General features: G+C 62.3%; 23 protein-coding genes. 15 read left to right on the forward strand and 8 right to left on the reverse strand.

Annotated features, from left to right (window positions below):
• The first annotated feature begins 36 nt into the window (after positions 1 to 36).
• The 6 genes from PR018_RS27920 (at position 37) to PR018_RS27945 (ending at position 7,623) form a co-directional block, all read left to right on the forward strand.
• Positions 37 to 1,626 carry an ABC transporter substrate-binding protein gene (locus PR018_RS27920; RefSeq protein WP_142824872.1) on the forward strand — a complete coding sequence of 530 codons (1,590 nt, stop codon included), beginning with the start codon at positions 37 to 39 and terminating at the stop codon, positions 1,624 to 1,626.
• Between the two features lie 126 nt (positions 1,627 to 1,752).
• Complete coding sequence (locus tag PR018_RS27925) at positions 1,753 to 2,760, forward strand: ABC transporter permease (protein WP_142824873.1); 1,008 nt, start codon at positions 1,753 to 1,755, stop codon at positions 2,758 to 2,760.
• Entirely contained in the window at positions 2,757 to 3,584 is an 828-nt protein-coding gene (locus PR018_RS27930) for an ABC transporter permease (protein ID WP_142824874.1), read from the forward strand. Before PR018_RS27925 ends, PR018_RS27930 begins: the two co-directional genes overlap by 4 nt.
• A complete protein-coding gene (locus PR018_RS27935) occupies positions 3,577 to 5,208 on the forward strand; it encodes an ABC transporter ATP-binding protein (RefSeq protein WP_142824875.1) in 1,632 nt (543 codons plus the stop codon). Before PR018_RS27930 ends, PR018_RS27935 begins: the two co-directional genes overlap by 8 nt.
• Before the next feature lie 142 nt (positions 5,209 to 5,350).
• Positions 5,351 to 5,536, forward strand: a complete 186-nt coding sequence (locus PR018_RS27940) for a type II toxin-antitoxin system Phd/YefM family antitoxin (protein WP_142824876.1) — start codon at positions 5,351 to 5,353, stop codon at positions 5,534 to 5,536.
• Between the two features lie 86 nt (positions 5,537 to 5,622).
• Positions 5,623 to 7,623, forward strand: a complete 2,001-nt coding sequence (locus tag PR018_RS27945; protein ID WP_142824877.1) for a CocE/NonD family hydrolase — start codon at positions 5,623 to 5,625, stop codon at positions 7,621 to 7,623.
• Here PR018_RS27945 and PR018_RS27950 read toward each other — a convergent pair whose 3' ends face one another.
• Positions 7,624 to 8,541 (reverse strand): alpha/beta hydrolase, encoded by a 918-nt coding sequence (locus PR018_RS27950; RefSeq protein WP_224128019.1) that lies wholly within the window; start codon positions 8,539 to 8,541, stop codon positions 7,624 to 7,626. It lies immediately after the preceding gene.
• A 122-nt stretch (positions 8,542 to 8,663) separates the two neighbouring features.
• Here PR018_RS27950 and PR018_RS27955 point away from each other — a divergent pair, with 122 nt between their 5' ends.
• Both PR018_RS27955 and PR018_RS27960 read left to right on the forward strand, forming a co-directional pair.
• The gene (locus PR018_RS27955) at positions 8,664 to 9,239 is read left to right on the forward strand and encodes a transglycosylase SLT domain-containing protein (protein ID WP_142824878.1); all 576 of its coding nucleotides are present in this window, start codon (positions 8,664 to 8,666) and stop codon (positions 9,237 to 9,239) included.
• A gap of 81 nt (positions 9,240 to 9,320) precedes the next feature.
• Complete coding sequence (locus PR018_RS27960) at positions 9,321 to 10,256, forward strand: D-2-hydroxyacid dehydrogenase family protein (protein ID WP_142824879.1); 936 nt, start codon at positions 9,321 to 9,323, stop codon at positions 10,254 to 10,256.
• Positions 10,257 to 10,286: 30 nt separating this feature from the next.
• Here PR018_RS27960 and PR018_RS27965 read toward each other — a convergent pair whose 3' ends face one another.
• From PR018_RS27965 to PR018_RS27980, 4 genes are all read right to left on the reverse strand, one after another.
• Positions 10,287 to 11,360, reverse strand: a complete 1,074-nt coding sequence (locus PR018_RS27965; protein WP_142824880.1) for an ATP-dependent DNA ligase — start codon at positions 11,358 to 11,360, stop codon at positions 10,287 to 10,289.
• A complete protein-coding gene (gene ligD / locus PR018_RS27970) occupies positions 11,360 to 14,029 on the reverse strand; it encodes a DNA ligase D (RefSeq protein ID WP_142824881.1) in 2,670 nt (889 codons plus the stop codon). The genes PR018_RS27965 and ligD overlap by 1 nt, the downstream gene beginning before the upstream one ends.
• Positions 14,030 to 14,152: 123 nt before the next feature.
• Positions 14,153 to 14,491, reverse strand: a complete 339-nt coding sequence (locus PR018_RS27975) for a hypothetical protein (protein WP_142824882.1) — start codon at positions 14,489 to 14,491, stop codon at positions 14,153 to 14,155.
• Between the two features lie 165 nt (positions 14,492 to 14,656).
• Positions 14,657 to 14,866, reverse strand: coding sequence for a DUF2735 domain-containing protein (locus PR018_RS27980; RefSeq protein ID WP_142824883.1), 210 nt, complete (start codon positions 14,864 to 14,866; stop codon positions 14,657 to 14,659).
• Between the two features lie 485 nt (positions 14,867 to 15,351).
• Here PR018_RS27980 and PR018_RS27985 point away from each other — a divergent pair, with 485 nt between their 5' ends.
• The gene (locus PR018_RS27985; protein WP_142824884.1) at positions 15,352 to 16,392 is read left to right on the forward strand and encodes a glutamine synthetase beta-grasp domain-containing protein; all 1,041 of its coding nucleotides are present in this window, start codon (positions 15,352 to 15,354) and stop codon (positions 16,390 to 16,392) included.
• 61 nt (positions 16,393 to 16,453) lie between these two features.
• Here PR018_RS27985 and PR018_RS27990 read toward each other — a convergent pair whose 3' ends face one another.
• Positions 16,454 to 17,482 carry a sensor domain-containing diguanylate cyclase gene (locus PR018_RS27990; RefSeq protein ID WP_224128021.1) on the reverse strand — a complete coding sequence of 343 codons (1,029 nt, stop codon included), beginning with the start codon at positions 17,480 to 17,482 and terminating at the stop codon, positions 16,454 to 16,456.
• Between the two features lie 151 nt (positions 17,483 to 17,633).
• Between PR018_RS27990 and PR018_RS27995 the strand changes: the two genes are divergently transcribed.
• Together PR018_RS27995 and aroQ are read left to right on the forward strand one after the other, a co-directional pair.
• A complete protein-coding gene (locus PR018_RS27995) occupies positions 17,634 to 17,942 on the forward strand; it encodes a DUF6074 family protein (RefSeq protein ID WP_142824885.1) in 309 nt (102 codons plus the stop codon).
• Positions 17,943 to 18,056: 114 nt separating this feature from the next.
• Entirely contained in the window at positions 18,057 to 18,494 is a 438-nt protein-coding gene (gene aroQ / locus PR018_RS28000; RefSeq protein WP_142824886.1) for a type II 3-dehydroquinate dehydratase, read from the forward strand.
• Positions 18,495 to 18,536: 42 nt separating this feature from the next.
• Here aroQ and PR018_RS28005 read toward each other — a convergent pair whose 3' ends face one another.
• A complete protein-coding gene (locus tag PR018_RS28005; protein WP_224128023.1) occupies positions 18,537 to 18,851 on the reverse strand; it encodes an ArsR/SmtB family transcription factor in 315 nt (104 codons plus the stop codon).
• A gap of 345 nt (positions 18,852 to 19,196) precedes the next feature.
• Here PR018_RS28005 and PR018_RS28010 point away from each other — a divergent pair, with 345 nt between their 5' ends.
• Together PR018_RS28010 and PR018_RS28015 are read left to right on the forward strand one after the other, a co-directional pair.
• Positions 19,197 to 20,360 carry a zinc-dependent alcohol dehydrogenase gene (locus PR018_RS28010; protein ID WP_142824887.1) on the forward strand — a complete coding sequence of 388 codons (1,164 nt, stop codon included), beginning with the start codon at positions 19,197 to 19,199 and terminating at the stop codon, positions 20,358 to 20,360.
• Between the two features lie 79 nt (positions 20,361 to 20,439).
• Positions 20,440 to 21,663: an amidohydrolase family protein gene (locus PR018_RS28015; protein ID WP_142824888.1), complete on the forward strand. Its 1,224-nt coding sequence runs from the start codon at positions 20,440 to 20,442 to the stop codon at positions 21,661 to 21,663.
• Positions 21,664 to 21,670: 7 nt separating this feature from the next.
• On the opposite strand, the gene PR018_RS28020 is transcribed toward PR018_RS28015, so the two are convergent.
• A complete protein-coding gene (locus tag PR018_RS28020) occupies positions 21,671 to 22,768 on the reverse strand; it encodes an RHE_PE00001 family protein (protein WP_142829307.1) in 1,098 nt (365 codons plus the stop codon).
• A 157-nt stretch (positions 22,769 to 22,925) separates the two neighbouring features.
• Between PR018_RS28020 and PR018_RS28025 the strand changes: the two genes are divergently transcribed.
• Complete coding sequence (locus tag PR018_RS28025) at positions 22,926 to 25,439, forward strand: heavy metal translocating P-type ATPase (protein WP_142824890.1); 2,514 nt, start codon at positions 22,926 to 22,928, stop codon at positions 25,437 to 25,439.
• On the forward strand, positions 25,436 to 25,843 hold the full coding sequence (cueR, locus tag PR018_RS28030; RefSeq protein WP_142824891.1) for a Cu(I)-responsive transcriptional regulator: 408 nt from the start codon (positions 25,436 to 25,438) through the stop codon (positions 25,841 to 25,843). Before PR018_RS28025 ends, cueR begins: the two co-directional genes overlap by 4 nt.
• Positions 25,844 to 25,858: the final 15 nt, after the last annotated feature.

Here is a 25,858-nt window from a genome sequence, read left to right on the forward strand (position 1 = left end):
CGAAGTCTAATAACAACCAGAGAAGAGGAACAGGGAATGAGCGAGTTTACGAAATATCTGACCGGTCGTGTCACCTCGGGGGGCATGAACCGCCGCGAATTCATGGGTCGCGCCATGGCCGCCGGTATCACGCTTGCCGCCGCCGACGCGATGTTTGCCACCAGCGCCATGGCGCAGACGCCGAAAAAGGGCGGCCACCTGAAGCTCGGGCTGGAGGGCGGCTCGTCGACCGACAGCATCGATCCGGCCTCGGCCACCTCGCAGGTCATGTTCGTCGCGGTACGCACCTGGGGCGACACGCTGGTCGAAACCCATCCGCAGACCCGCAAGCCACTTCCGGCACTTGCCGAATCCTGGACATCGTCGCCTGACGCCAAGATCTGGACCTTCAAGATCCGCAAGGGCGTGCAGTTCCACGATGGCAAGGAAATGACCATCGACGACGTCGTCGCCACCCTGCACCGCCATTCCGACGAGAAGTCGAAGTCCGGCGCTCTCGGCATGATGAAGTCGCTGACCAAGATCGAGAACCAGAACGGCGATCTCGTCATCACCCTCGACCAGGGCAATGCCGACATGCCGGCGCTCCTGACCGACTACCACCTCGTCATCCAGCCGAACGGCGGCATGGACAACCCGACGGCAGCGATCGGCACCGGCGCCTACAAGGTGGCCAATTTCCAGGCCGGCGTTCGCATGACCTTTGAGAAGAACCCGAACGACTGGCGCACGGATCGCGGTTATGTCGACAGCGTCGAACTGATCACCATGAACGACGCGACGGCCCGCGTCGCCGCCCTCACCTCCGGCCAGGTCCACTGCATCAACCGCATCGATCCAAAGACGGTCAACCTTCTGAAACGCGCCCCGAACGTCCAGCTTCTGACGACGGCCGGCGGCGGTCACTACGTCTTCATCATGCACTGCGACACCGCACCGTTCGACAACAACGACCTGCGTCTCGCGCTGAAATACGCCATCGACCGCGAGGAAATGGTCAAGCGCATCCTTGGCGGCTACGGTTCGCTCGGCAACGACTTCCCGATCAACAGCACCTATGCGCTGTTCCCCGATGGCATCGAGCAGCGCAAGTACGATCCGGACAAGGCGAAGTTCCACTACAAGAAGTCCGGCCATGACGGCTCGATTCTGATGCGGACCTCCGAAGTTGCCTTCCCCGGTGCCGTCGATGCGTCCGTGCTGTTCCAGCAGAGCGCCAAGAAGGCCGGCATCAACCTCGAGATCAAGCGCGAGCCGGCCGATGGCTACTGGACCAACGTCTGGAACAAGCAGCCGTTCAGCGCTTCCTACTGGGGCAGCCGCGCGACGCAGGACCAGTTCTATTCCGGCGCCTATCTGTCAACCGCCGACTGGAACGACACCCGTTTCAAGCGCCCGGATTTCGACAAGCTGCTGGTATCGGCCCGTGCCGAACTGGACGAGACCAAGCGCAAAGACCTCTATCGCCAGATGGCCATGATGGTCCGCGACGAAGGCGGCACCATCCTGCCGATGTTCAACGACTTCGTGAACGCCGGTTCGAAGAAGCTGATGAACTATGTCCAGGACATCGGCAACGACATGTCGAACGGCTATGTCGCCACCCGCGTCTGGCTCGACGCCTGAGACTGAAACCGGGCGGCCGATGCGCCGCCCGCCAGACTGGAGTGTGGATCGTGGGACGTCTCGCCCCCGATCCACCCCCTCAAGTTTCAGAAAAGCCCTATCCGTTTCAGAAAAGGCGGTCAGCCCATGTCCAATTCGATCGACACCGACGGTCTTCCCGGCCGCAGGCTGCGCGAGAAGTTTCCACTGGCGGCGCTGATCCTCGAGCGTCTCATCCTCAGCATAGTCCTGCTGTTTGCCGTCTCGCTGCTGATCTTCGTCGGCCTCCAGGCGCTGCCCGGCGATTTCGCCTCCACCTATCTCGGCCAGTCGGCGACGCCTCAGGCAATCGCCAACATCCGCGATCAGCTGGGACTCAACCTGCCGCTGCTGTCGCGCTATCTGTCGTGGCTCGGCCATGCCATGGTCGGCGACTTCGGTACCTCCTGGGCGAGCCAGAATTCGGTCAGCGAGCAGATCGGCCTCAGGCTCGGTAATTCGCTGTTTCTCGCCGGATTTGCGGCATTGATCTCCGTGCCGCTGGCCGTCGGGCTCGGCATGCTGTCGGTGCATTTCCGCAACCGGATGCCGGACAAGATCATCAACATCGTGTCGCTGGCGGCGATCTCGCTGCCTGAGTTTTTCATCGGCTACCTGCTGATCATGTTCTTCGCCGTAAAGTTCGGCGTCGCCACCTTCCCGGCCACCGTCTATGCCGAAATGAGCCTCTACGACCGGCTGCAAGCAATTGCCCTGCCGACGGCAACGCTGGTTCTCGTCGTGCTCGCCCACATGATGCGGATGACGCGGGCGGCGATCCTCTCGGTGATGTCGTCCGCATATATGGAGACGGCGGAACTGAAGGGCCTTAGCGCCTTCCGCTCCATCGTCCGGCATGCGGCGCCGAATGCGCTGGCGCCGATCATCAACGTCGTGGCGCTGAACCTTGCCTATCTCGTCGTCGGCGTTGTCGTGGTCGAGGTGGTGTTCGTCTATCCCGGCATGGGCCAGTACATGGTGGACGCCGTGACGGTGCGCGACATGCCCGTCGTCCAGGCTTGCGGCCTAATCTTCGCTGCCGTCTACATCCTCTTGAACATGGTGGCCGACATCCTTGCCATTGTCGCCAACCCCCGTCTGAGGCATCCGCGATGAGATTGAGAGAGATCCCCATCACCGCCTGGGTCGGCATGGCAGGCATCCTGCTGGCGCTGGTCTGCGCTATCTTCGCCCCGTGGATCGCCCCGCATGGCGAGACCGAGGTCGTCGGCGAGGTCTGGGCGCCGGCCGACGGGCAATTCTACTTCGGGCTCGACAATCTCGGCCGAGACATTCTCTCGCGGCTGATCTTCGGCGCCCGGACGACGCTGTCCGTGGCGCTCGGTGCGACGCTGATCTCGTTCTCGCTCGGCATCATCCTGTCGTTTACCGCAGCCGTCTCGCGCGGCGTGATCGACACCGTGCTGTCGCGCTTCAACGATCTGATGATGTCGATCCCGACGCTGATTTTCGCGCTGGTGGTTCTGGCGGTGCTGCCGCAGAACCTGGTCGTGCTGATCCTGGTCATGGCTATTCTCGACAGTACCCGCGTCTACCGTCTCGGTCGCGCGGTGGCGCTCGACGTGGCGGTGATGGAGTTCGTCGAGGCGGCAAAGCTGCGTGGCGAAGGCAAGATCTGGATCATCTTCCGCGAAATCCTGCCAAACACGCTGTCGCCGCTCCTGGCTGAATTCGGCCTGCGCTTTGCCTTCGCAATCCTGTTTCTTTCCACCCTCTCCTTCCTCGGTCTCGGCATCCAGCCGCCGACTGCAGACTGGGGCGGCATGGTGAAGGACAACAAGGACGGCATCATCTTCGGCATTTCTGCGGCGCTCCTGCCCGGCGGGGCCATCGCGGCGCTCGCCATCTGTGTCAATCTGGTGGTCGACTGGCTGTTGAAGCGGACGTCCAGCCTCAAGGGAGGACGTGGCGATGCCTGAGCTGCTTTCGGTACGCGGCCTGAAGATCGAGGCCACCAGCTATCCGCCCGGCGAGCCGCCCAAGCGCGTGACTATCGTCGACGATGTCTCTTTCGATCTCGCCAAGGGCAAGGTGCTCGGCCTCATCGGCGAATCCGGTGCGGGCAAGTCGACCATCGGCCTGTCGGCACTTGCCTACGGTCGCGGGGGCGCCGAAATCACCGGCGGGGAAGTGCTGCTCGACGGTGAGAACCTTCTGGCGCTCGGCAAATCCGGCATCCGCCGCGTGCGCGGCGCCCGCGTCTGCTACGTGGCACAATCGGCTGCGGCCGCCTTCAATCCGGCGCACCGGCTCGGCGGACAAGTCATCGAGGCCTCCGTCAAGCACGGCCTGATGACCAAGGAAGAGGCCCGGGCCCGCGCGCTCTATCTGTTCCGCGTCCTCGGCCTTCCCAACCCCGAGACGTTTGGCGAGCGCTATCCGCATCAGGTTTCCGGCGGGCAATTGCAGCGCGCCATGACCGCGATGGCACTGTGCTCCAACCCGGAGCTGATCGTCTTCGACGAGCCGACCACGGCGCTCGACGTGACGACCCAGATCGACGTGCTCGCCGCTATCAAGCACGCCATCGAGGCGACCAACACGGCGGCCCTCTACATCACCCATGACCTTGCCGTCGTTGCCCAGATTTCCGACGACATCATGGTGTTACGCAACGGCAAGACGGTGGAATACGGCACCGCCCAGCAGATCATCGAGGCGCCGCGCGAGGCCTATACTCAAGCGCTCGTCAACGTCCGCCAGGCGCTGCGGACCGAGGCTGCCGTCCAGACCGGCACGCTGCTGAAGGTCGAGAACATCACTGCCGGCTATTCCAACGGCTTCAAGGTGCTGTTCGACGTCACGCTGCATGTGCCGAAGGGCCAGACGCTGGCGATCGTCGGCGAATCCGGTTCCGGAAAGTCGACGCTGGCACGCGTCATTACCGGCCTGCTACCGCCCCAGCAGGGCAGTGTCTCGTTCGGCGATAAAATGCTGTCCCCTGCCCTGAAAGGTCGCTCGAACGACGACCTTCGACGCATCCAGCTGATCTACCAGATGGCCGACACGGCGATGAACCCGCGCCAGACGGTGCGCGATATCATCGGCCGGCCGCTGACCTTCTATTATGGCCTGCGCGGTGCGGCAAAGACAGCCCGGGTGAAAGAGCTGCTCGAGCAGATCGAGATGGGCACCGGTTTCGTCGATCGCTATCCGGCCGAACTCTCCGGCGGCCAGAAGCAGCGTGTCGCCATCGCCCGTGCGCTTGCCGCCAATCCGGAGCTGATCCTTTGCGACGAGCCGACCTCGGCGTTGGATCCGCTGGTCGCGGAAGGCATCCTAAACCTGCTGATGAAGCTGCAGGAGGAAAAGCAGCTCTCCTACATCTTCATCACCCATGACATCGCCATCGTGCGCGCCATCGCCGACAGCGTCGCAGTTATGCATCGCGGCAAGCTGGTTCGGTTCGGGCCGAAATCGACGGTCCTTTCGCCACCCTTCGACGACTACACCGACCTGTTGCTGAAATCGGTGCCGGAAATGGAGATCGGCTGGCTGGAGAAGGTCTTGACGACGCGGAAGATGGAGAGCGCGGGGAATTGAGCTATGATGCTGGTGTCTGTCGGCGCTGGCTCAAAGTCTTCCTCATACCTGTGCCCGTCACAGGTATCCAGCCACGGCGCGTCTGCGCCGTGAAAGGACAGGGCGCGGTGCTAAGATCAACTATACTCTTTGGAGGTGCAACATGCGTGAGATTGAACTTCAGAAGGCACAGGAAAAGTTGTCCGCCCTCGTTAAAGACGCATTGAAAAGCAAGCCCACCATCATCACCCGCGATGGCGAAAAGTCGGCGGTCATTCTATCCTATGATGACTATCAAAATCTTCCAGGCGTTCGGCTGAGTGCTGAGGCAGGGGTCATGCACGAGTAGCTATTGCTGGAACGAAAGACTGATACCTATCAAGTTCTTCGACATCTGATTATTGCCTTTGACTATTGCCTTGGAATTGGAATGCCATGACTGACCGCCCCTTCACCGTCATCGAAAACCAGTGGATCACGCTTGCCGACGGCACGCGGCTCGCTGCCCGTATCTGGATGCCTGACAATGCCGAGGCAGATCCGGTGCCGGCGGTGTTCGAGTTCCTGCCATATCGCAAGCGTGATGGAACCAGCCCGCGAGACGAATCCACCTATCCAGTGTTTGCGGCTGCCGGCGTTGCCGGGGTGCGCGTCGATATCCGGGGGTCGGGCGAATCCGATGGCGTCATCGATGGCGAATATACCGAGCTGGAGCTCGCCAATGCCTGCGAGCTGATCGCCTGGATTGCCGCCCAGCCGTGGTCGAACGGGTCTGTCGGCATGATGGGGATTTCCTGGGGCGGCTTCAACTGCCTGCAGGTGGCAGCCCTCAATCCGCCGGCGCTGAAGGCGGTGATCTCGATCGCCTCGACCGTCGATCGCTATAATGACGACATTCACTACAAGGACGGCTGCCATCTGTCGGCGCAGCTCTCCTGGGCAGCGACCATGCTCGCCTACCAGTCACGTGCGCCCGACCCCGAGATCGTCGGCGAGCGCTGGCGCGAGATGTGGATGGAGCGGCTGGAGAACGAGCCGTTCTTCATGGAGGAGTGGCTGCAGCACCAGCGTCGCGACGCATTCTGGCAACATGGATCGATCGGCGACGATTTCTCGGCCTTCAAGGTTCCGGCCCTTGTAATCGCCGGGTGGGCCGATGGTTACCGCAATACGCCGCTGAAAGCCGTCGAGGGACTGGGCGACAAGGCCAAGGCGCTGATCGGCCCCTGGGTTCACAAATATCCACATTTCGCCTGGCCGAAACCGCGTGCCGATTTCCATGGCGAGGCAATTGCTTGGTGGAACCGCTGGCTGCGCGGCGAGGACAACAGTATCGAAAACCTGCCGCAGGTGCGCGCTTTCATGCTCGATGCCCCGAAGCCCGCGACCCGCCGCGATGTCGATCCCGGCTTCTGGGTTTCCAAGCCCGAATGGCAGCAACCGGATATGCAGTGCTTCTATGTCGAGCAATTCGGTACGCTGATGGAAGGGATGCCGATCCCGCATGCGCCGGAGCACCCGGTCTTCCTGAAGTCGCCGCTCGACACGGGCACCGCATCCGGCGAATGGTTCACCCTCAAGCCGGATGCCGAGATGGCACTCGACCAGCGCGGCGACGATGGCGGCTCGCTGGTGTTCCAGACGCCGGTGCTGACGGAAGCCCATGACTTCCTAGGGCGCCCCGAACTGACGCTGACAGTCCGCGCTCACGCCGAGCTTGCCAATCTCTGCGCCCGCCTCGTCGATATCCATCCGGACGGTACCGCGACGCGAGTGACCTTCGGCGTTCTTAATCTCGCCCATCGTGACAGTAATGCCGAGCCGCAGCCGATGGTGCCGGGCGAGCCGACGCAGATCCGTCTGGTGCTCGATGCCTGCGGCTATCGATTCCAGGCCGGCCACCGCATCCGCCTGTCGCTGTCGACTGCCTACTGGCCGATGCTGCTGCCGCCACCCGTCGACGAAGGCGTGACCATCGATCTCGCCTCTATAGGCCTTGCGATGCCGCTGCTCGGCGAGCACCAGATGTTCGAGATGAAGCAGCCGGATAACCCCGATCCGCTGCCGAAGTATATCGAGCACAAGCCGAGCGAGACGAAGCGCCAGGTGGTGCGCGATCTCTCCGCCGGTCGCACCGATTACTGCGTTTATGAAGACACCGGCCTGTTCGAGCATCCCGGCACCGGCCTGTCGACGCGCCAGCTGCGCGACGAGGTGTGGTCGATCTCCGCCAACGATCCGTTGTCGATGAAGGGCAAATCGGTGTGGACCTGTGACATGCAGCGGCCCGGCTGGTTCGTCCGCACCGTCTCGACCGCGACGATTGCCTGCACGGCGACGGAATGGCTGATCGGCGGTTCGGTCATCGGCTACGAGGGCGAGACGAAGGTCTTCGAAAAGACCTTCGACAAGGCCGTGCCGCGCGACATGATGTGATCAGAGCGTGTCGGCAAATCGGCTGACCGCGATGCAGACTGCGCGAAAGCCTGCCTGTGCGCCGTTGCTCATATGGCGGGCCCGGAGCCAGGCATGCACCATCTGCGGCTCCTCGCGGAACCAGACCTCGACGCCGTCAGCGGCAAGCCGTCCGGCATAAAGTCTTCCGTCGTCGCGCAGCGGATCGAAATGGGCGACCGTGATGTAGGCTGGCGGCAGGCCCGCACAGGTCCGGGTTAGCAGCGGATGAGCGACAGGCTCGTCTGCAGGTGCCTTGAGGATGGCGCGATAATAGGCGACATCGGCGGTTGTCAGCCCCGGAGCGTCTGCCATCTCCTGGTAGGAGCCCGAGACGAGGTCGCCGCCGAGCGCCGGGTAGATAAGCACTTGGCCGACGATCCCATCCAGCCCTTCGTCACGTGCCCTGAGCGTCAGGCCTGCCGCGAGGTTGCCGCCGGCGCTGTCGCCGATTAGGACGACCGTCTCGCCATCGCCCAGCAGCAGCTTCAGCACCGTGAAGCAATCGTCCGTCTGCACCGGCCACACATGTTCCGGGGCCAGGCGGTAATCGACGGCAATCAGTTCGGCGCCCGCAGCGTCGGCGATCTCGGCGCAGATCGAATGATGGCTCGACAGCGAGCCGACGACATAGCCGCCGCCATGCAGATAGAGCAGTTTCGTCGACGTCCGCACGTCGGCGGGGCGATATCGACGGGTCGGGACGGTGCCAATCGGGCAATCTTCTGCCGTCATGCCGTCCGGCATTCGCCTCTCGAACTGGGCGCAGAGTGCATCGTACCAGAGACGCTGCTGGCCAATCGACGCATCGACGGCATCGGCCGGGTAGAAGCTGTCGCACAGCTGCAGGAATTCGAGGATGCCTGCCTCGCCTGGCATCGGGCGGATGGTTTCCGGCATTGTCTTCTCCCCGTTTGCAGGCGCATTTCGCCAAAAATCACGCTGTGCGATTCCCGGACTCGATAAAAACCCGTTTTTAACGTTTACCGCTTATTCATCTCTCGGAAGAGAGTGAGTTTGCGATGCGAAAATTGTTTATCGCCGCCCTTGTCGTGTTGTCCAGTTGCGCGACGGCGCCCCATCAGATCCGCAACAGCTGCGCCATTTTCGAGCAGCGCGACGGCCTTTTCAACAACTGGCGAAGGGCAGCCGACAAGGCCTCGCGCGAGTACGGGGTCCCCGTGCCGGTGCTGATGGCGACGATCTACGTCGAATCCGGTTTCCAGCCCTATGCACGGCCACCGCGCACACTATTGCTCGGTTTCATCCCATGGACGCGGCCTTCCAGCGCCTATGGTTATGCCCAGGCTCTCGATGGAACATGGTCGCGCTACCAGCGGGCGACCGGCCACTGGTCGGCCCGACGGACCAATTTTGCCGACGCGATCAATTTCATCGGCTGGTACCATGCGCAAAGCCATCTCCAGAACGGCATCGCGCTGAACGATACCTACAATCTCTACATGGCCTATTATGTCGGCCATGACGGCTACAGCCGCGGCAGCTTCCGCTCCAATGGCGAGCTGCAGCGCACCGCCCGCCGGGCCGCCGGCATCGCCTCGACCTACAACAGCCAGCTGCGCACCTGCGGCGGCTGATGGGCCGCCGTCCGCGTTTCGGCCCTGTGAAAATGGTTCTTCGTTCCTAGGTTAGGCTTATCAGCCCTTGAAGGAACACAGATGAAAATCGCAGTCCTGGACGACTATCAGAATGTAGCCCTGACGCTTGCCGACTGGTCCGATGTGACCGCGCGGGCCGAGGTCACCGTCTTCAACGATCACCTCGCCGACCGGCAGAAACTCGTCCAGCGGTTGGCGCCGTTCGATGTGATCTGCGTCATGCGCGAACGCACGCCGCTGCCGGCCGAGTTGCTGGCACAATTGCCTAACCTGAAGCTCATCGTCTCGACCGGCGCGCGTAATGCCTCGATCGATGTTGGAGCTGCAGCGGAACGCGGCATCGTCGTCAAGCACACGGGCTATGCATCGACGGCGACCGTGGAAATGACATGGGCGCTGATCCTCGGCGTTGCCCGTCACGTCGCCAGCGAGAATGCCTCTCTTCGATCCGGCGGCTGGCAGCGTTCGATCGGTTCCGATCTCAACGGCAAGACGCTCGGATTGCTCGGGCTTGGCAATGTCGGCTCGCGGGTCGCGACCATCGCCCAGGCATTCGGCATGAAGACCATCGCGTGGAGCCAGAACCTGACGGCCGATAAGGCCGAACAGTTCGGGACGACGCTGGTCTCTAAAGAGGCGCTGTTCCGGCAATCCGATTTCCTGAGCGTACATCTGGTGCTCAGCGATCGCAGTCGCGGACTGGTCGGGGCCGACGAGATTGCGCTGATGAAGCCTTCCGCCTTCCTCATCAATACCTCGCGCGGCCCTATCGTCACGGAGGCAGCGCTGATCGATGCACTCAAGCGCAAGGCCATCGCCGGTGCTGCGGTGGATGTCTTCGACGTCGAGCCGATGTTGCCGGATCATCCATTCCGGACACTGCCCAACGTCCTGGCAACCCCGCATATCGGCTACGTCTCGCAGTCGCTGTACGAGACGTTCTACGGCGATACCGTTAGCCATGTCAGCGAATGGCTGACCGCGAACGCCGGCTAGCGTTCGTGAAGGGACGGCTTGTACCGGCCCCTAATCGACCTCATCCGGTGCAAGAGGCGGCGCTATCTGCTCGAATGTGCACTGGCGCGGGTCCTTGTCCGGTCGCCAGCGCACCAGCGTCGTTCCGTGCCGGAAACGCCGGCCTGTCACCTGGTCGAAGCGGACTTCCACGACAAGCTCCGGCCGCAGGGGCTGCCACGCTGCGCTGCGCTCGGTCGTCCAGCGGCTGGGGCCGCCCGGCGCCTTGCCGGCAAAACCTGGTGGTGCCTGCAGCGCCTCGAGCTGTTTTGTGAGATCCGGTCGTTCCTCGTCCGAAATTGTCGAGGTGTAGCCGACGTGATCGAGCTTGCCGTCCTCGTTGTAGAGGCCGAGCAGAAGCGAGCCGACTTCGGCGCTGTTGCTCTCGTAGCGGAAGCCGCCGATGACGCAGTCGGCGGTGCGCAGGCGTTTCACCTTCAGCATCGCGCGGATGCCCGGCTCGTAGGCGCCGTCTCGGCGTTTGGCGACGACGCCGTCGGTGGCGCTATTTCCCGACGACGAAAGCCAGCGCTCAGCCTGGGTAAGGTCGGTCGTGAAGGGCGACAGTACCATCTGTCGCGGACGGGGGTTCTGCTTTGCGAAGCTTTCGAGTGCGCTACGGCGCTCGGACATCGGCAGGTCGACCAGCGGCATCCCGTCCGAAGACAGCAGCATGTCGAACATGACGAGGCGAGCCGGCGTGGCGGCGGCGAGCTTTCGAATGCGGCTTTCCGCCGGATGAAGGCGCATCTGCAGCGCCTCGAACGAGAGGTGACCGTCGATTTCGATCACCAACTCGCTGTCGATGATAAATCTCTCGGCCGGAATCTCGGCCAATAGTGCGAGAACCTCGGGAAAGTAGCGTCCGAGCGGTTTGCCGGATTTCGCATGAAGCGCGACTTCCTCGCCATTTTTGAACGCGAGGCAGCGGAAGCCATCCCACTTCGGTTCGTATTGCCAGCCATCGCCCTGCGGCAACGCCTCGGCGGAGCGCGCCTCCATCGGTGATGTATCGAGCGCGATGCCGAGCAGGTCTCCCTTGCTGACATCAGCCTTTTTGCCTTTCCGGCCTGCCTTCACCGCCATCAGGCCGCGTCCGCGCGCGATTTTGCGAGGCGCTTTACCGCCGGGGCGAGTGGGCGGGCGCCGTCGTTGTAGTCTTCCCAGGCCGAGCTCTTCTTCAGCAGGGCGGGCACGGTGCGGATTGTGAAGCCTTTCGGGTCGAGGTCGGACTTGACCTGCGACCAAAGGATCGGCATCGACACCGTCGCGCCCGGTCTCGCGCGTGTCGAAAGCGGGGCGACTGCCGTCGCCATGCGGTCGTTGCGCAGGTAATCGAGGAAGATGCGTCCGTTGCGAAGCTTCTTTGCCATGTTGACGACGTAGCGGTCAGGGGCGTCATGGGCCGTCTGAAGACAGAGGTCGTGGGCAAACGTCTTCGCCTCCTGCCATGTCAGCGCCGTCTTGCCTTCCGACAGAGGTGTGACGACGTGCAGGCCCTTGCCGCCGGTGGTCTTGCAGAAGCTGACAAGGCCTAGCTCCTCGAGCCGGTCGCGCAACTCGCGCGCAGCCTCGACTACGGTCGAGAATGGCACGTCAGGGCCGGGATCGAGGTCGAATACCAGTCTTCCGGGCACTTCGGGTTTTTTCGGCAGGCAATTCCAGGGATGCAGCTCGAGCGCCGCGACTTGCGCCACCGCGGCAAGGCCTTCGATGCGGTCGATTTCGAGATAGGGCTTGCGATCGCCTGATACGGTGACAAGATCCAGCAGGTTCGATGTGCTCTGCATTGCATGCCTCTGGAAGAACTGCTCGCCGCCGATGCCGTCGGGCGCCCGGATTATCGAGCACGGCCGACCGGCAATGTGGTCCATCATCCATGGACCGACCGCCTCCAGATACTGGGCAAGATCCAGCTTGGTGACCGGCTCGCCGTCGCCGGCGTCAGGCCACATGGCCTTGTCTGGATGGGAGATCGCCACGCCCATGACCGACGCCCGGGCTGCTGCGCCCCGCCGGGTTGCGTGGACTTTCTCTTCCGGATGCGGCACCTCTACCTTTACAGGCGATGCAGGCTTTTCGGCCTCGACCTCGGATGCGGGCTTGTCGTCGCGCAGGCCCTTGAACGCCGCCTGTCGAACCTGCCCGTCATTCGTCCAGCCGGCGAATTCGATCTCGGCGACGAGCTCCGGCCTTGCCCAGACAATGCTCGCATCCTTGCGCGGGGCACCGATGCCGGTGAATGGCGATTTGTCAGCTTTGACGGCTTCCAGTCTTGGTTCGAGCGTCTTGAGTTTCGCCTCGCCATATCCGGTGCCTACTCGGCCGACATAGACGAAATGATCGCCTCTGTAGACGCCAACCAGCAGCGAACGGAACCGTCCGTTGGTCGTTGCCCATCCGCCGACCACCACCTCGTGGCCGGCGCGGCATTTCGACTTCGACCACGAGGCGCTACGGCCGGAATGGTAGGGAGCGTCGAGCTTCTTCGAGATGATGCCTTCAAGGGAAAGCTGGCAGGCGGAGCGCAGCACCGCGTCGCCACCGGTGTCGAAATGCTCGACAAACCGGATGCGGGCATCGGGCTTTGCTTTGTCCAAGATCTTCTGCAGGCGAATCTTGCGCTCGGAAAGAGGTTGTTCGCGCACGTCCTCCCCGCCATCGAACAGCAGATCGAAGGCGAAGAAAACGAGATCCTCAGTCTTTCCCTCTGAAAGGGCTGCCTGCAGGGCGGCAAAGTCCGGCGCGCCATGGCTGTCGAGCGCGGCGATTTCCCCGTCGATGATGCCATCGGGCAGAGCCTCTGCGGCGCGGGCAATCGCGCTGAACTTGTCCGTCCAGTCGAGGCCCTTGCGGGTCTTCAGGCTGACGCTACCGCCCACTATCCGCATCTGGATGCGGTAACCATCGAACTTGATTTCGTGTACCCAGCCCTTACCGGACGGTGGCCGTGCGCCCGTGTCACAAAGCTGCGGCGGTATGAAATCCGGCATTGCCGAGCTGCTTTCCTTTGCGCCGGCTTTGCCCTTGACCTCGGCCTTGGCTGACTTGCGCGTTGGCTCTTTGGTAGCGCGTTCTTCTGCAGCCAGTCCCTCGCTGGTGTCCCAGACAGCGCCGGCGGACGAAGTGCTCTTAGCAAGCATGAAAGGTTTGGGGGCCTTTCCCTTGCCTGCGGCAATCGTTTCCAACGAGCGGCCGGACGCGACGGAGCTATCCTTCTCGAGAATTTTCTCGCCGCCGGTGTCCACGGCATGATCGTCATGATGCTTGATCAGCAGCCAGTTGGTTCGCTTGCCGCCGTTCCGGTCGTGCTTCATGCGGACAAGCACAAAGCTGCCATGCAGCTTTTCGCCCTCGAGACTGAATTTGAAATCGCCGTCTTCAAGCGCTCTTTCCGGGGTCTTGCTGCCTTCCGGCTCCCAGTATCCGCGGTCCCACAGCAGCACCGTGCCGCCGCCATACTGGCCTTTCGGAATTGTACCTTCGAAGTCGCCGTAGTCGAGCGGATGGTCCTCGACCTCGACGGCAAGGCGCTTGTCGCCGGGATCGAGAGACGGACCCTTGGTGACTGCCCAGGACTTGAAGACGCCGTCGAGTTCCAGGCGCAGGTCATAGTGAAGCCTCGTCGCGTCGTGCTTTTGGATGACGAACCGCCTTCTGTTCGAGGCAGCAATCTCCGTTTCGCCGCTCGGCTCCTGCGTTTTCTTGAAATCTCGCTTGGCGCGATAGGTCTTGAGATTTTCGTCGCCGACCATGGGTGTCTCCAGAGTTCCGTCATCGACACAACGCAGGCGCGTGGCCTTTGTTCTGTGCCCGGATTCACTTTCGCCCCCTGCGCCGGAGTCTGGCGCGAGGGAGACGAAAGGATTGCGGGCGGATCAGCGGTGGCGGTTGACGCCGTGTACGGCCAGTGCCAGGAGATATCCCATGCCGGCTGCGGTCAGAACGCTGAGGACCGGGTGCAGCCTGACGGTCTCGTCGACCACCGCCTCTACCGCATTCGCGTTTGACTTGAGCTTGGTGCGCGCCGCATCTGTCATATCGGCTATGGAAGTCGACAGGCTGGCGACCTCGGCCTTTAGCGCTTCAACCTGGTCGGCGACGGTATCTGAAAAGTCCGACTTCGGCTGCGCCAGGGCTTCATCGACGAGCGGCGCGTCGGAGGGCTCGATGATGCCTAGCGGCGTAGCGGGTTTCGGTGTGAATTCTTCGGCCATGATGTCCTCCTGAGGTTGAAAAGCAGCAACCAGTCAGGATGGGATATGTTCCCATGGTTAGGAGCGTGATGGTTTCGGTTCGCGCATATGTAGGCACAGCTCATAACTTCGATCGCAAGCCACGGAGCAGCGGAAGCTTCTGGACGTCTGCGCCGGCTTTGGGGATCAGGACTTCGGCTTGTGCTCGGCTTCGATAGCCGCGTCATGATACCAGCTGCCGCCATAGGCAGCATCCGCATACGCACCTTCGGAAAACCGATTGAGCTTTCGATCGAGCAATACGACGGTCGCGTCACCACCGAGGTCGCGTCGGACCTTACGGGTGATGATGGGAAACTGGTAGATCGTTGCCGTTTCTGCGTGTGTGTTTGCCATTGATGTCTATCTTTCGTTTCCCCGTGGAGATCACGACTCCCGGCATTCTCAATGTAACATGTCTGCCTGCCATTTGCTCGAAATGATTAAAAAGAAATCATTATGTTGAATATGTAGGCAATTCGCCGTTTTCCGCAAGGGAAATCGTGGTGATATTGTGGCGTAAATTTACGCTGACAGATCATTGTCAGCGTTGTGCCGGCCTATGCCGTGAGCGAAGCGAACCGGAAGATGCGCTTCCATGCGGAAAAGGCCGCAGATGTCGCCACCAGCGCAGCGCGCTGGCCTCTTTAATATGTGAATTTTAGAATATTCTGGTTAAAGAAGTGTGCCAACCGCTGGAAGATGGCGTTGCGAAGGGGTTGGCGCAGAAACTGGCATAGCAAATGCATGTCTCTTGGCAAACGTGGACGGCCACGATCCGAGGCCGCCGACGCCGATAGACTTTACTGACCTTAGCTTCGTAAACCTATGAGAGGTTCGCCATGACGAAATATAAACTCGAGTACATCTGGCTCGACGGTTACACGCCGGTTCCCAATCTGCGCGGCAAGACGCAGATCAAGGAATTCGCCGCATTCCCAACTCTCGAGGAACTGCCTCTCTGGGGTTTCGACGGATCGTCGACGATGCAGGCCGAAGGCCGCAGCTCCGATTGCGTGCTGAAGCCCGTTGCCGTTTTTCCGGACAGTGAGCGCTTGAACGGCGTTCTCGTCATGTGCGAAGTCATGATGCCGGACGGCGTCACGCCGCATCCTAGCAATTCCCGCGCTACCATCCTCGACGATGCCGGCGCCTGGTTCGGCTTCGAGCAGGAATACTTCTTCTACGAGAACGGCCGTCCGCTGGGCTTCCCAGAAGCCGGCTATCCTGCTCCGCAGGGTCCTTACTACACGGGCGTCGGCTATTCGAACGTTGGCAGCATCGCGCGCCAGATCGTCGAAGAGCACCTCGACATCTGCCTTGCAGCCGGTATCAACCACGAAGGCATCAACGCCGAAGTGGCGAAGGGTCAGTGGGAATTCCAGATCTTCGGCAAGGGCTCCAAGCGCGCCGCCGACGAAATGTGGATAGCCCGCTACCTGCTGCAGCGCCTGACCGAAAAGTACGGCGTCGATATCGAATATCACTGCAAGCCGCTCGGCGACACAGACTGGAACGGCTCGGGCATGCACGCCAACTTCTCGACCGCCTACATGCGCGAAGTCGGCGGCAAGGCCTATTTCGAAGCCCTGATGGCAGCCTTCGAAAAGAACCTGATGGACCACATCAATGTCTACGGTCCTGACAACGACAAGCGCCTCACCGGCAAGCACGAAACTGCTCCGTGGAACAAGTTCTCCTACGGCGTTGCCGACCGTGGTGCATCGATCCGCGTGCCGCACTCGTTCATCAAGAACGACTACAAGGGCTACCTCGAAGATCGCCGCCCGAACTCGCAGGGCGACCCCTACCAGATCGCTTCGCAGATCCTGAAGACCATTGCAGAAGTTCCGACCGAAGGCAGCGTCTCCGCCGCCGCATAAGGTTAGTCTGTTGCGTCATCGATGGGCCGCCTCCTGAAAGGGTCGCGGCCCATTTTTTTGTTTATTGGCGGTACAAGGCGAACTGGTCGCGTCCTGCCGATTTCGCCCGGTACAGTGCGTCGTCGACATTCTTCAGAAGCGTCTGCCGATCATTGCCGGCCTCCGGTGCCACGGCCGCTCCGACGCTGACGCTGACGCGGATCATTTCCCCCTCGATCACAAAAGGCTCGCGGAAGGCCCCGACCACCCGTTCCGCCAATGCGGCTGTTGCTCTGGGGCTGCCGAGTTCCGGAGAGAAGATGGCAAACTCGTCGCCGCCCATGCGCACGGCGATGTCGCTCGAGCGGATGACTGCGCGGATGCGCTCCGCCCCCTGGCGCAGGATATCGTCGCCGCCGTGATGGCCGAGCCGGTCATTGATCGCCTTGAACCCGTCAAGGTCGATATAGAGCGCTCCGAACGGGCGGTCGGATTCGAGGGCCTTTGTCAAAGCGCTATCGACGAAGGCCGGCAGCGCCGATCGGTTGAAGAAACCGGTGAGCGGGTCCGTCATCGCCGCCGTGCGGAGATCCTGCTCGGTGAGCGACATGACGATATTCGACTTTTGCAGCCGCAACAGAGCGCTGGCGACCACCGCAAAGTTTCGCAATGTCTCGATCTGCAAGACGTCGAGCTCGCGCGGATGGGTGTCGAGAATACAGAATGCGCCCACTGCCAACCCCGGATCGAGCTCGACCGGTGCTCCTGCATAAAAGCGGAAAAAGGGATCGCCGTCGACGAAGGGGAGATGCCTGAGCTCGGGATCTTCCTTCAGATCGGGGACGACGAGCAGGTCGTTGCCGTAGACGACCCGTGTGCAGATCGACTGGTCGCGGCCGCAATCGCCGAGCACCAGGCCCGCCTGACCGGCTATGCGAAGCCAGTCCTCCTCTACGATGTTGATGGCCGCAAAGGCAGTTCCGAAAACATTGCGGGCAAGTCCTGCCAGAGCTTCCATTTCGGTGGTCGCGCCACCGCGTGCAGAACTCAGGGAACGGACGGCAATCAGCCGTTCCGCCTCGTTGTCTGGCTTCAGCCCAAGTCCTTGCACCCTTTCCTCCACCGCTTTTCGCCTGCTTTAGACATAAGGCAGATATCATGGAAAGGTAGAGGGCGCGGTTGTGCCATTCCGGTTACCTCGCCAAGAGACCGTTAACCAACTGCGCGTAAACAGGGAGCAGTAAACGAGGGTTTTGAGTCGCATGGCGTCGAAGTTGAGTGAACTGCTGAGTGTCGTTGGCAATGGCAATATCGTGGTGTTTCCGGTGGCAAGTCGTGCGGGTGATATCGAGCGTTGTGCGCGTGAACTGGACGACAAGCATGGCACCGACGCTGTCGATTACTGGAAAACTGAATGCCGAAGGTTGGCCGCGCAGCTGACGGCGGTGGGTCTTTCCGAGGATGACGTCCGCCGCCAGGTGATGCTGTTCCAGGACGAGGTACAGGCCGAGCTCGTGCGGCGCCACCAAGATCGCCAGCACGTCGAGGCGCCGGCCGAAAAGCAGGGCTGATCTCGCCTGAGAGTTTAACGTGTCGTCGAGCCGGTGGTCGACAGCAACGGGTACGATGCTGTAGCCTTGGGGTCGGCAGTTGGCATCAGCCTCCGCTACAGTCGAGAAATTACCATGAGCCTGATCTACGTCCTGAACGGCCCCAACTTGAACCTGCTCGGCAAGCGCCAGCCGGAGGTCTATGGCCATGAGACCCTGTCGATGGTGGAAGCCGATTGCCACCGGGTGGCGCAGGAGTTCGGCCATACGATCCGCTTCGAGCAGAGCAACCGGGAATACGAGATTATCGACTGGATCCATGCGGCCCGCGACGAGGCGGCTGCCATCGTCATCAATCCGGCCGCATTCACCCACACGTCAGTTGCCATCCTCGACGCGCTGAACGCCTTTGACGGCCTGGTGATCGAAGTGCACATTTCGAATGTTCACAAGCGCGAGGAATTTCGGCACCATAGCTTCGTGTCGAGCCGCGCAGACGGCGTTATTGCCGGTCTCGGTACGGAAGGCTATCAACTGGCCATCCGCAGGATCAGCTCGCTGCTGAAGACCTAGTGTCTTGCTGCAGCAAACCTGAAAAAGCCAGCCGACTTTAAATCAGCCCGCCTTGAGTTCCTCTGCCTTGACCTCTGGGGCGTCGAAGATTTCCTCGAGCAGCGCCAGGACCTTGCGAACACTTTCCGAATTGACGGTGTAGTAGACCGTCTGCGCATCGCGGCGGGTCTTCACCATGTGGGCCGAGCGAAGCTTCGCGAGGTGCTGCGACAGCGCCGACTGGCTAAGCCCGATCATATCGGCCAATGCGCCGACCGGCATTTCGCCCCGCGTCAGGATATCGAGAACACGCAGCCGCTGCTCGTTGGCCATAGCGCTCAGGAACGTTGACTTTTGCTCGAAGATAGGGTTTTCCAAAATGAAATTCCTTGAAAATTTGTTTAAAAATTAGCATCCGGACCTAATAAAGTCCAATCTAAAATGTCGGACTGATTAACGTGAGCGCATTTAACCACTTTTACGCGTGCTAATTGTGTACTCTACCCCAGAACCATGCCGCTTGTCTCCCGTTGGCCCTGCTGGGGAGGCGATCTCGGCAGATATTTTTGGGACATCTCTCATACAGGCTTGAAGGCATTTGGCCCAACAGACCTTTTTGCCCGAGGTTGTCCGACCAGCTTTCCTCGAAAAATGGGAACCTATCCAATAGGTCGTCGTTCGATTTTCAGGCTCCACCGCCTGAACCTTCGAAAGGACCTCCCCATGCGCGCACTCTGCTGGCACGGCAAAGAAGACATCCGTTGCGACACTGTTCCGGATCCGAAAATTCTCCATTCCCGCGATGCAATCATCAAGGTCACAAGCTGCGCCATCTGCGGCTCTGATCTCCATCTCATGGGCGGCTTTGCGCCCGGCATGAAGTCGGGCGACGTGATGGGCCACGAGACTATGGGAGAAGTGGTCGAAGTCGGCTCGGACAACAAAAAGCTCAAAGTGGGCGACAGGATCGTCGTGCCATTCACCATCGGCTGCGGTGAATGCCGCATGTGCCAGTCGGGCATGTGGTCGCTGTGCGAACGCTCCAATCCTGCTGGCGCCGAACAGGCCAAGCAGATGGGCTATGCCACTGCCGGCCTTTTCGGCTTCTCTCATCTCTATGGCGGGTTCCCGGGCGGCCAGGCCGAATACCTCCGCGTTCCCTATGCCGATGTCGGGCCGATCAAGGTGCCGGAAGGTCTCTCCGACGAACAGGTGCTCTTCCTGTCGGATATCTTCCCGACGGGCTACCAGGCGGCCGAGAACTGCAACATCCAGCGCGGTGACACCGTTGCCGTCTTCGGCTGCGGACCGGTCGGCCTGTTCGCCATCAAGTCGGCTTTCATGCTCGGTGCCGAGCGCGTTATCGCTATCGACACCGTTCCGGAACGCCTGGCGCTGGCTCGCCAGTCAGGCGCCGAGACGCTCGATTATGCGGCAGGTAACCTCCAGCAGCGCATCGTCGAAATGACCAACGGCAAGGGACCGGATTCGGTCATCGAAGCCGTCGGCATGGAAAGCCATGGCGAAGGCGGAATCATGGAAACCCTGCAGACCGACCTCACTTCGATGGAGCGGCCCTATGCACTGCAGCAGGCAATCATGGCCTGCCGTCCCGGGGGCACGGTGTCGCTGCCCGGCGTCTTCGTCGGCGCGGCTGTTCCGGTTGCGCTCGGTGCGGCGTTCGGCAAGGCGCTCACCTTCAAGATGGGCCAGACTCATGTCCAGCGCCATCTCGAGCCGTTGATGAAGCGCATCCTCGAGGGTGAGATCGATCCGTCGTTCATTATCACCCATCGCATCGGCCTCGAAGACGGTCCGGAAGCCTACAAGACCTTCCGCGACAAGAAAGATGGCTGCGTCAAGGTGGTCATCCACCCTAATGCCTGACCGATTTTCACAGGGCGGCCCTTGCTTGGGGTCGCCCTGCCCCTTTAAACCTCGGAGATAGTCTTTTCCGGGGATGCCCATGCCACTCGACGTCGTCATCGCCAATGCCCGCCTGCCCGGCGAACCGACGCCCGTGGACGTCGGTGTCGCCAACGGCCTGATCGCCGCGATCGCTCCCTCCCTCACATTCGAAGGCCCTGTCGAAAATGCCAGCGGCGGATATCTCTGCAGCGGGTTCGTCGACAGCCACATCCATCTCGACAAGGCCGGCATCCTCGGTAGATGCACCATCTGCGAGGGGACGCTTGCCGAAGCAGTGCGGGAAACGGCGCGGGCGAAAGCCGGCTTTACCGTCGAGGACGTCTATGCCCGCGCAGCCATCGTGCTGGAGCGCGCTATCCTGCAGGGAACGACCCTTCTGCGCACTTTTGTCGAGATCGACCCTCGCGCCGGGTTTCGCTCTTTCGATGCTATCCGCCAGCTGAAAGCGGACTATGCATGGGCCATCGATATCGAGATCTGCGCCTTTGCGCAGGAGGGGCTGACACAGGAGCCGGAAACCGAGGCTATGCTGGCGCAGGCGCTTGCCGACGGCGCTGATCTGGTCGGTGGCTGTCCCTACACCGATCCCGACCCCACGGAGCATATCCGCCGTATCTTCGATCTCGCGGAGCGTTTCGGCACAGCGGTGGACTTCCACCTCGATTTCGATCTGGACCCGGAGAACTCCAACCTTCCCTCGGTGATTTCAGAGACGATGGCGCGCGGTTACAGTGGGCGGGTCTCGGTCGGCCATGTGACCAAGCTTTCGGCAATGCCGCCGCAGGCGGTTTCCGAGATCGGTAGCCGGCTAGCCGACGCCGGTGTGGCAGTGACGGTGCTGCCGTCAACAGACCTCTTCCTGACCGGCCGCGACCGGGATCATCTGGTGCCGCGCGGCGTCGCCCCGGCGCTGGATCTGTCAACGCTCGGCGTGGTGACATCGATCGCCACCAACAATGTCATGAACCCTTTCACCCCCTATGGCGATGCGTCGCTGATCCGTATGGCCAATCTCTACGCCAATGTGGCGCAGGTTTCGCTCGATGCGGACATGCTGGGCGTCTTTGCAATGGTCACCGACGGCGCTGCGCGGTTGATGGGGCGGGAGCGTCATATAAAAATCGGCGCGCCGGCCGACATGATCCTCATCGATGGTAACGATCCGGCTGAGATCGTTCGCGAAATCAGGCCGGTACTGGCTGGCTGGAAAGGCGGCCGCAAGACTTTCGAGCGGCCGCGCGGACGGCTGATCAGGCCTTGACCTCCGCTCAAAGCACGCCCCAGCCTCGGTAGCGCCCGCGCCCGGTCATTTCGCGGATGCCGAGATCGGCGACAAGGTTGAGGGCGCCGCGCGGGGTAATACCGGCATGGCGGGCGACCATGCCGGCTGAGACGATCGGTCGCGACAGTACGAGGTCGATGGTTGCCGGCAGGCTGCTGTTGGAGCGGCGATCCTTGAGCCGTCGTTCCATCTGCGTCCTTGCCAGCGTCAGCCGGTCCAGTTCCTTCAGCCCCGCCTCGGCCGCCTCCGCCATCGCCTCGAGAAAAGCGGTCAGCCGCGTGAGGCGGTCGGGTGCGCGCCGTCGCTCGAAGCGGATGGCCTTCATCCCGACATTGAGGCAGAACAGGTGGGAGGTCACCTTGCCGCGCGACCGGAGATAGCTGGCCGTCAGAAGCCCCCCAAGCCAGTGCTGCCGACGCAGCGGCTCAAGGCGTTCCCAGGCATCGTAAAGCACCGCTGCGCCCAGTGCAGGCGGCATCCCGTCTGCATCACCGATCACGGAACGCCATTCGCGCAGGCGCTCGCTTTCATCCCATTCATCGTCGTGGATCAGGCCCAGCGGATCGTCATCTACGGCTGCCTTGGTTTCCGGCGCGCGGCCTTTGGTCTCCTCCAGAAGCCGGTCCGAGCGGGCCAGCACCGCATCGATCGCTGCCATCTCCAGGCTGAAGGCATCTTCGGCCCCGGTCTCCGACTCGGGATCGGCGGTCGCAGTCGAAGCTTCGCTGCCGCCCGTCTCGCCCGATCCGCGCAAGGCTGCAATGCCGGCTGGATCGAGCCCCCAGCCGGGCTCCGCCTGCCACAGCCGGCGCCGCGTGCGGAGCAGCGCGTGGGCGATGGTCAGTTCATGGGTCGGCGTGCGGGCATCCATATGGGCGTCGTGCAGCACGAGATCCTCGACATGCACCAGTTCACCGCCAACCCAGAGAGCCGCGACGGCATCGAAGAAATGGCCGCGCTCGCGAAATCCGTCGCCGATGGCGTGGCGCAGCACCCGTTCGTCCAGCCGGGCCAACCGGTCTTCGGCATGAATGATGGCCGGAAGGAGGGCGGACATCTGTGCCGCAGAAAGCTCATATCGCATTGGAATCATTTCGCACGTGTCGATTGCCTGAAGCTAACACACGAGCTGGCTTCCAGGTAGTTGCCGGTCTCGTTTGTCCAATGCAAAGAAACTGCTTGACCCTCCAGTCGCTGGAAGGTTCATAAAGCGAAACCTCAACGGGGTTTGGAGTACTGCCATGGCATCGAACGCCCACCATCACGACGCGCATCATGGTCACTCCCATGCCTCCGGCAATGGCATGCAGCCCGTCACCCGCGATCCCGTCTGCGGCATGATCGTCGATCCCGATGCGGGTAAGCCGCATCTGGCTTACGAAGGCCGCACATACCATTTCTGCTGCAACGGATGCCGGACGAAATTCGAGGCTGACCCGGGTGCATTCCTGACGGCCCGAGACCCTGTTTGCGGCATGTCTGTCGACCGGGCGACGGCGGCGCATTTCCTGCGGCACGAGGGCGCGAAACACTATTTCTGCTCGGCCGGTTGCCAGGCGAAGTTCGAAGCCAACCCGGCAGCCTATGTCGATGGAGCGGCCCCTGCCGCTTCGGCAATGCCTGCGGGCACCCAGTACACCTGCCCGATGCACCCCGAAATCGTCAGCGACAAGCCCGGCGATTGCCCGAAATGCGGCATGGCGCTGGAGCCGATGGGCGTTCCGGCCGCAGACGAAGGCCCGAACCCGGAGCTTGCCGACTTCATGCGCCGGCTCTTTGTGAGTGTGGTCCTTGCTGTGCCATTACTTGTTCTCGGTATGGGGCCGATGGTCGGCCTGCCTTTCGACACCCTGATCGGCGAGCGCCTGACTGGCTGGATCGAGCTTCTGCTGGCAACGCCGGTGGTGGTCTGGGCTGCCCTGCCCTTTTTCCGCCGGGCCTGGAATTCGGTGCTCAACCGCAGCCCGAACATGTGGACCCTGATCGGTCTCGGCGTCGGCGCCGCTTATCTCTATAGCGTCGTCGCCCTGCTGGCGCCCGATCTTTTTCCGATGGCCATGACGGCCCATGGCACCGGCGTGCCGGTCTATTTCGAGGCTGCGGCCGTCGTCGTGGCGCTGGTGTTTGTCGGCCAGGTGCTCGAACTCAAGGCACGCGAACAGACCGGCTCTGCCATCCGCGCCCTGATGGCCCTCGCGCCTGACACGGCACAGCGGGTCGGGCCAGATGGCACGGACCAGACGGTGGCGCTCGATCTGGTGCGCCTCGGTGATCGCCTGCGGCTGCGTCCCGGCGAACGGGTGCCGGTCGATGGCACGGTTGCCGAAGGCAGCTCGACGGTCGATGAATCAATGATCTCGGGCGAGGCCCTGCCCGTCGAAAAGCAGGTTGGCGCAATGCTCACCGGCGGCACCATCAACGGTAACGGCACCATGGTGATGGTGGCCGAGAAGATCGGCGCCGATACGACGCTGTCGCGCATCGTCGGCATGGTGGCGCTGGCGCAGCGCACGCGAGCGCCGGTGCAGGGCATGGTCGATCGGGTCTCGGCGGTCTTTGTGCCGACTGTCGTACTGGCCGCTTTTTTCACCTTCGGCATCTGGATGACGGTCGGACCGGAACCTCGGCTTGCCCATGCGCTGATGGCGGCGGTTGCGGTACTGATCATCGCCTGCCCTTGCGCTCTGGGTCTGGCGACGCCGATGTCGGTGATGATCGCCACCGGCCGTGGCGCGCGCGAGGGGGTGCTCATCCGTGATGCCGAAGCGCTGGAGCGCTTTGCCGGCGTCGATACGCTGGTGATCGACAAGACGGGCACACTGACCGAGGGCAAGCCCGAGCTCACGGATATCATCGCCGTCGAGGGTATGACGGAGGACCGGCTGTTGCAGCTCGCTGCCGGTCTCGAACAGGGCTCCGAGCATCCACTGGCAGCAGCCATCCTCGAGGCCGCGAAGCGACGGGGCATCGCTGCGGCCGCCGTTGCCGACTTCAAGGCGACAACAGGCATGGGCATTGGCGGCATCATCGAGGCAACATCCGCTGGCCTCGGCAATGGGGCTATGATGGAGGCGCTGGGCGCCGATCCGGCACCGCTCCGCGACCGGGCAGAGAGCCTGCGCCGCGACGGCAGGACTGTGGTTTTCCTCGCCATCGACGGCAAGCTCGCCGGCCTGCTCGCTGTGGCCGACCGGATGAAGCCGACGGCCGGAGCAGCGATTGCTGCCCTGCACCGGAGCGGCCTGAAAATCATCATGGCGACGGGTGATGCGGCGGCGACGGCCGAGGCGGTCGCCCGGCAGTTGGGCATCGACGAGGTTCATGCCGGGCTGTTGCCGGAGGGCAAGAAGGCGCTGGTCGATGCGCTGCATTCCGCAGGCGCCCGGGTGGCGATGGCGGGCGACGGTATCAACGATGCGCCGGCGCTGGCCGCAGCCGATGTCGGCATTGCCATGGGCACCGGCGCAGATGTGGCGATGGAGAGCGCCGGCATCACGCTGGTGAAGGGCGATCTTGGCGGCATCCTCAGGGGCCGACGCCTGTCGCAGGCGACGATCCGCAACATCCGCCAGAACCTGATCTTCGCCTTCGGCTACAATGCGCTCGGCATTCCGCTGGCCGCAGGCAGTCTCTATCCGGTGTTCGGCCTGCTGCTGTCGCCGATGATCGCGGCAGCGGCCATGAGCCTGTCTTCCGTCTCGGTGATCGCCAATGCCCTCCGGCTGCGCCACGAAAAGCTTCAGGAGGCGACATGAACATCGGCGATGCATCGGACCGGTCGGGCCTGCCGGCAAAGACCATTCGCTACTACGAGGAGATCGGCCTTGTCAGCCCCGACCGCAGCAGCAACGGTTATCGCGACTACCGCGAGGCCGACATCCACAAGCTGCGCTTCCTGCAGCGCTCCCGGGGCCTCGGCTTCTCCGTCGAGGAATGCCGCCAGCTGCTGGCGCTCTATGGGGATCGCGACCGCGCCAGTGCCGACGTGCGCCAGATCGCCAGCGCCAAGCTCAGCGAGATCGACCGGAAGATCCGCGAATTGAGCGAGCTGCGCCGCACCCTCGAAACCCTGGTGCACGCCTGCCACGGCAACGACCGTCCGGATTGCCCGATCCTGGAAGAGCTCGCCGAGGGTCCGGGCGACGGGCAGCCCTCTTAGATCCAACGTCTCCCG

The sequence above is a fragment of the Rhizobium rhododendri genome, from assembly GCF_007000325.2.
GTDB lineage: Bacteria > Pseudomonadota > Alphaproteobacteria > Rhizobiales > Rhizobiaceae > Rhizobium > Rhizobium rhododendri.

What these genes read in the sequence shown, in the direction of transcription:
- PR018_RS27920 (WP_142824872.1), top strand. Translation starts at nt 37, where the DNA reads ATGAGCGAGTTTACGAAATATCTGACCGGTCGTGTCACCTCGGGGGGC.
- PR018_RS27925 (WP_142824873.1), top strand. Translation starts at nt 1,753, where the DNA reads ATGTCCAATTCGATCGACACCGACGGTCTTCCCGGCCGCAGGCTGCGC.
- PR018_RS27930 (WP_142824874.1), top strand. Translation starts at nt 2,757, where the DNA reads ATGAGATTGAGAGAGATCCCCATCACCGCCTGGGTCGGCATGGCAGGC.
- PR018_RS27935 (WP_142824875.1), top strand. Translation starts at nt 3,577, where the DNA reads ATGCCTGAGCTGCTTTCGGTACGCGGCCTGAAGATCGAGGCCACCAGC.
- PR018_RS27940 (WP_142824876.1), top strand. Translation starts at nt 5,351, where the DNA reads ATGCGTGAGATTGAACTTCAGAAGGCACAGGAAAAGTTGTCCGCCCTC.
- PR018_RS27945 (WP_142824877.1), top strand. Translation starts at nt 5,623, where the DNA reads ATGACTGACCGCCCCTTCACCGTCATCGAAAACCAGTGGATCACGCTT.
- PR018_RS27950 (WP_224128019.1), bottom strand. Translation starts at nt 8,541, where the DNA reads ATGCCGGAAACCATCCGCCCGATGCCAGGCGAGGCAGGCATCCTCGAA.
- PR018_RS27955 (WP_142824878.1), top strand. Translation starts at nt 8,664, where the DNA reads ATGCGAAAATTGTTTATCGCCGCCCTTGTCGTGTTGTCCAGTTGCGCG.
- PR018_RS27960 (WP_142824879.1), top strand. Translation starts at nt 9,321, where the DNA reads ATGAAAATCGCAGTCCTGGACGACTATCAGAATGTAGCCCTGACGCTT.
- PR018_RS27965 (WP_142824880.1), bottom strand. Translation starts at nt 11,360, where the DNA reads ATGGCGGTGAAGGCAGGCCGGAAAGGCAAAAAGGCTGATGTCAGCAAG.
- ligD (WP_142824881.1), bottom strand. Translation starts at nt 14,029, where the DNA reads ATGGTCGGCGACGAAAATCTCAAGACCTATCGCGCCAAGCGAGATTTC.
- PR018_RS27975 (WP_142824882.1), bottom strand. Translation starts at nt 14,491, where the DNA reads ATGGCCGAAGAATTCACACCGAAACCCGCTACGCCGCTAGGCATCATC.
- PR018_RS27980 (WP_142824883.1), bottom strand. Translation starts at nt 14,866, where the DNA reads ATGGCAAACACACACGCAGAAACGGCAACGATCTACCAGTTTCCCATC.
- PR018_RS27985 (WP_142824884.1), top strand. Translation starts at nt 15,352, where the DNA reads ATGACGAAATATAAACTCGAGTACATCTGGCTCGACGGTTACACGCCG.
- PR018_RS27995 (WP_142824885.1), top strand. Translation starts at nt 17,634, where the DNA reads ATGGCGTCGAAGTTGAGTGAACTGCTGAGTGTCGTTGGCAATGGCAAT.
- aroQ (WP_142824886.1), top strand. Translation starts at nt 18,057, where the DNA reads ATGAGCCTGATCTACGTCCTGAACGGCCCCAACTTGAACCTGCTCGGC.
- PR018_RS28010 (WP_142824887.1), top strand. Translation starts at nt 19,197, where the DNA reads ATGCGCGCACTCTGCTGGCACGGCAAAGAAGACATCCGTTGCGACACT.
- PR018_RS28015 (WP_142824888.1), top strand. Translation starts at nt 20,440, where the DNA reads ATGCCACTCGACGTCGTCATCGCCAATGCCCGCCTGCCCGGCGAACCG.
- PR018_RS28020 (WP_142829307.1), bottom strand. Translation starts at nt 22,768, where the DNA reads ATGCGATATGAGCTTTCTGCGGCACAGATGTCCGCCCTCCTTCCGGCC.
- PR018_RS28025 (WP_142824890.1), top strand. Translation starts at nt 22,926, where the DNA reads ATGGCATCGAACGCCCACCATCACGACGCGCATCATGGTCACTCCCAT.
- cueR (WP_142824891.1), top strand. Translation starts at nt 25,436, where the DNA reads ATGAACATCGGCGATGCATCGGACCGGTCGGGCCTGCCGGCAAAGACC.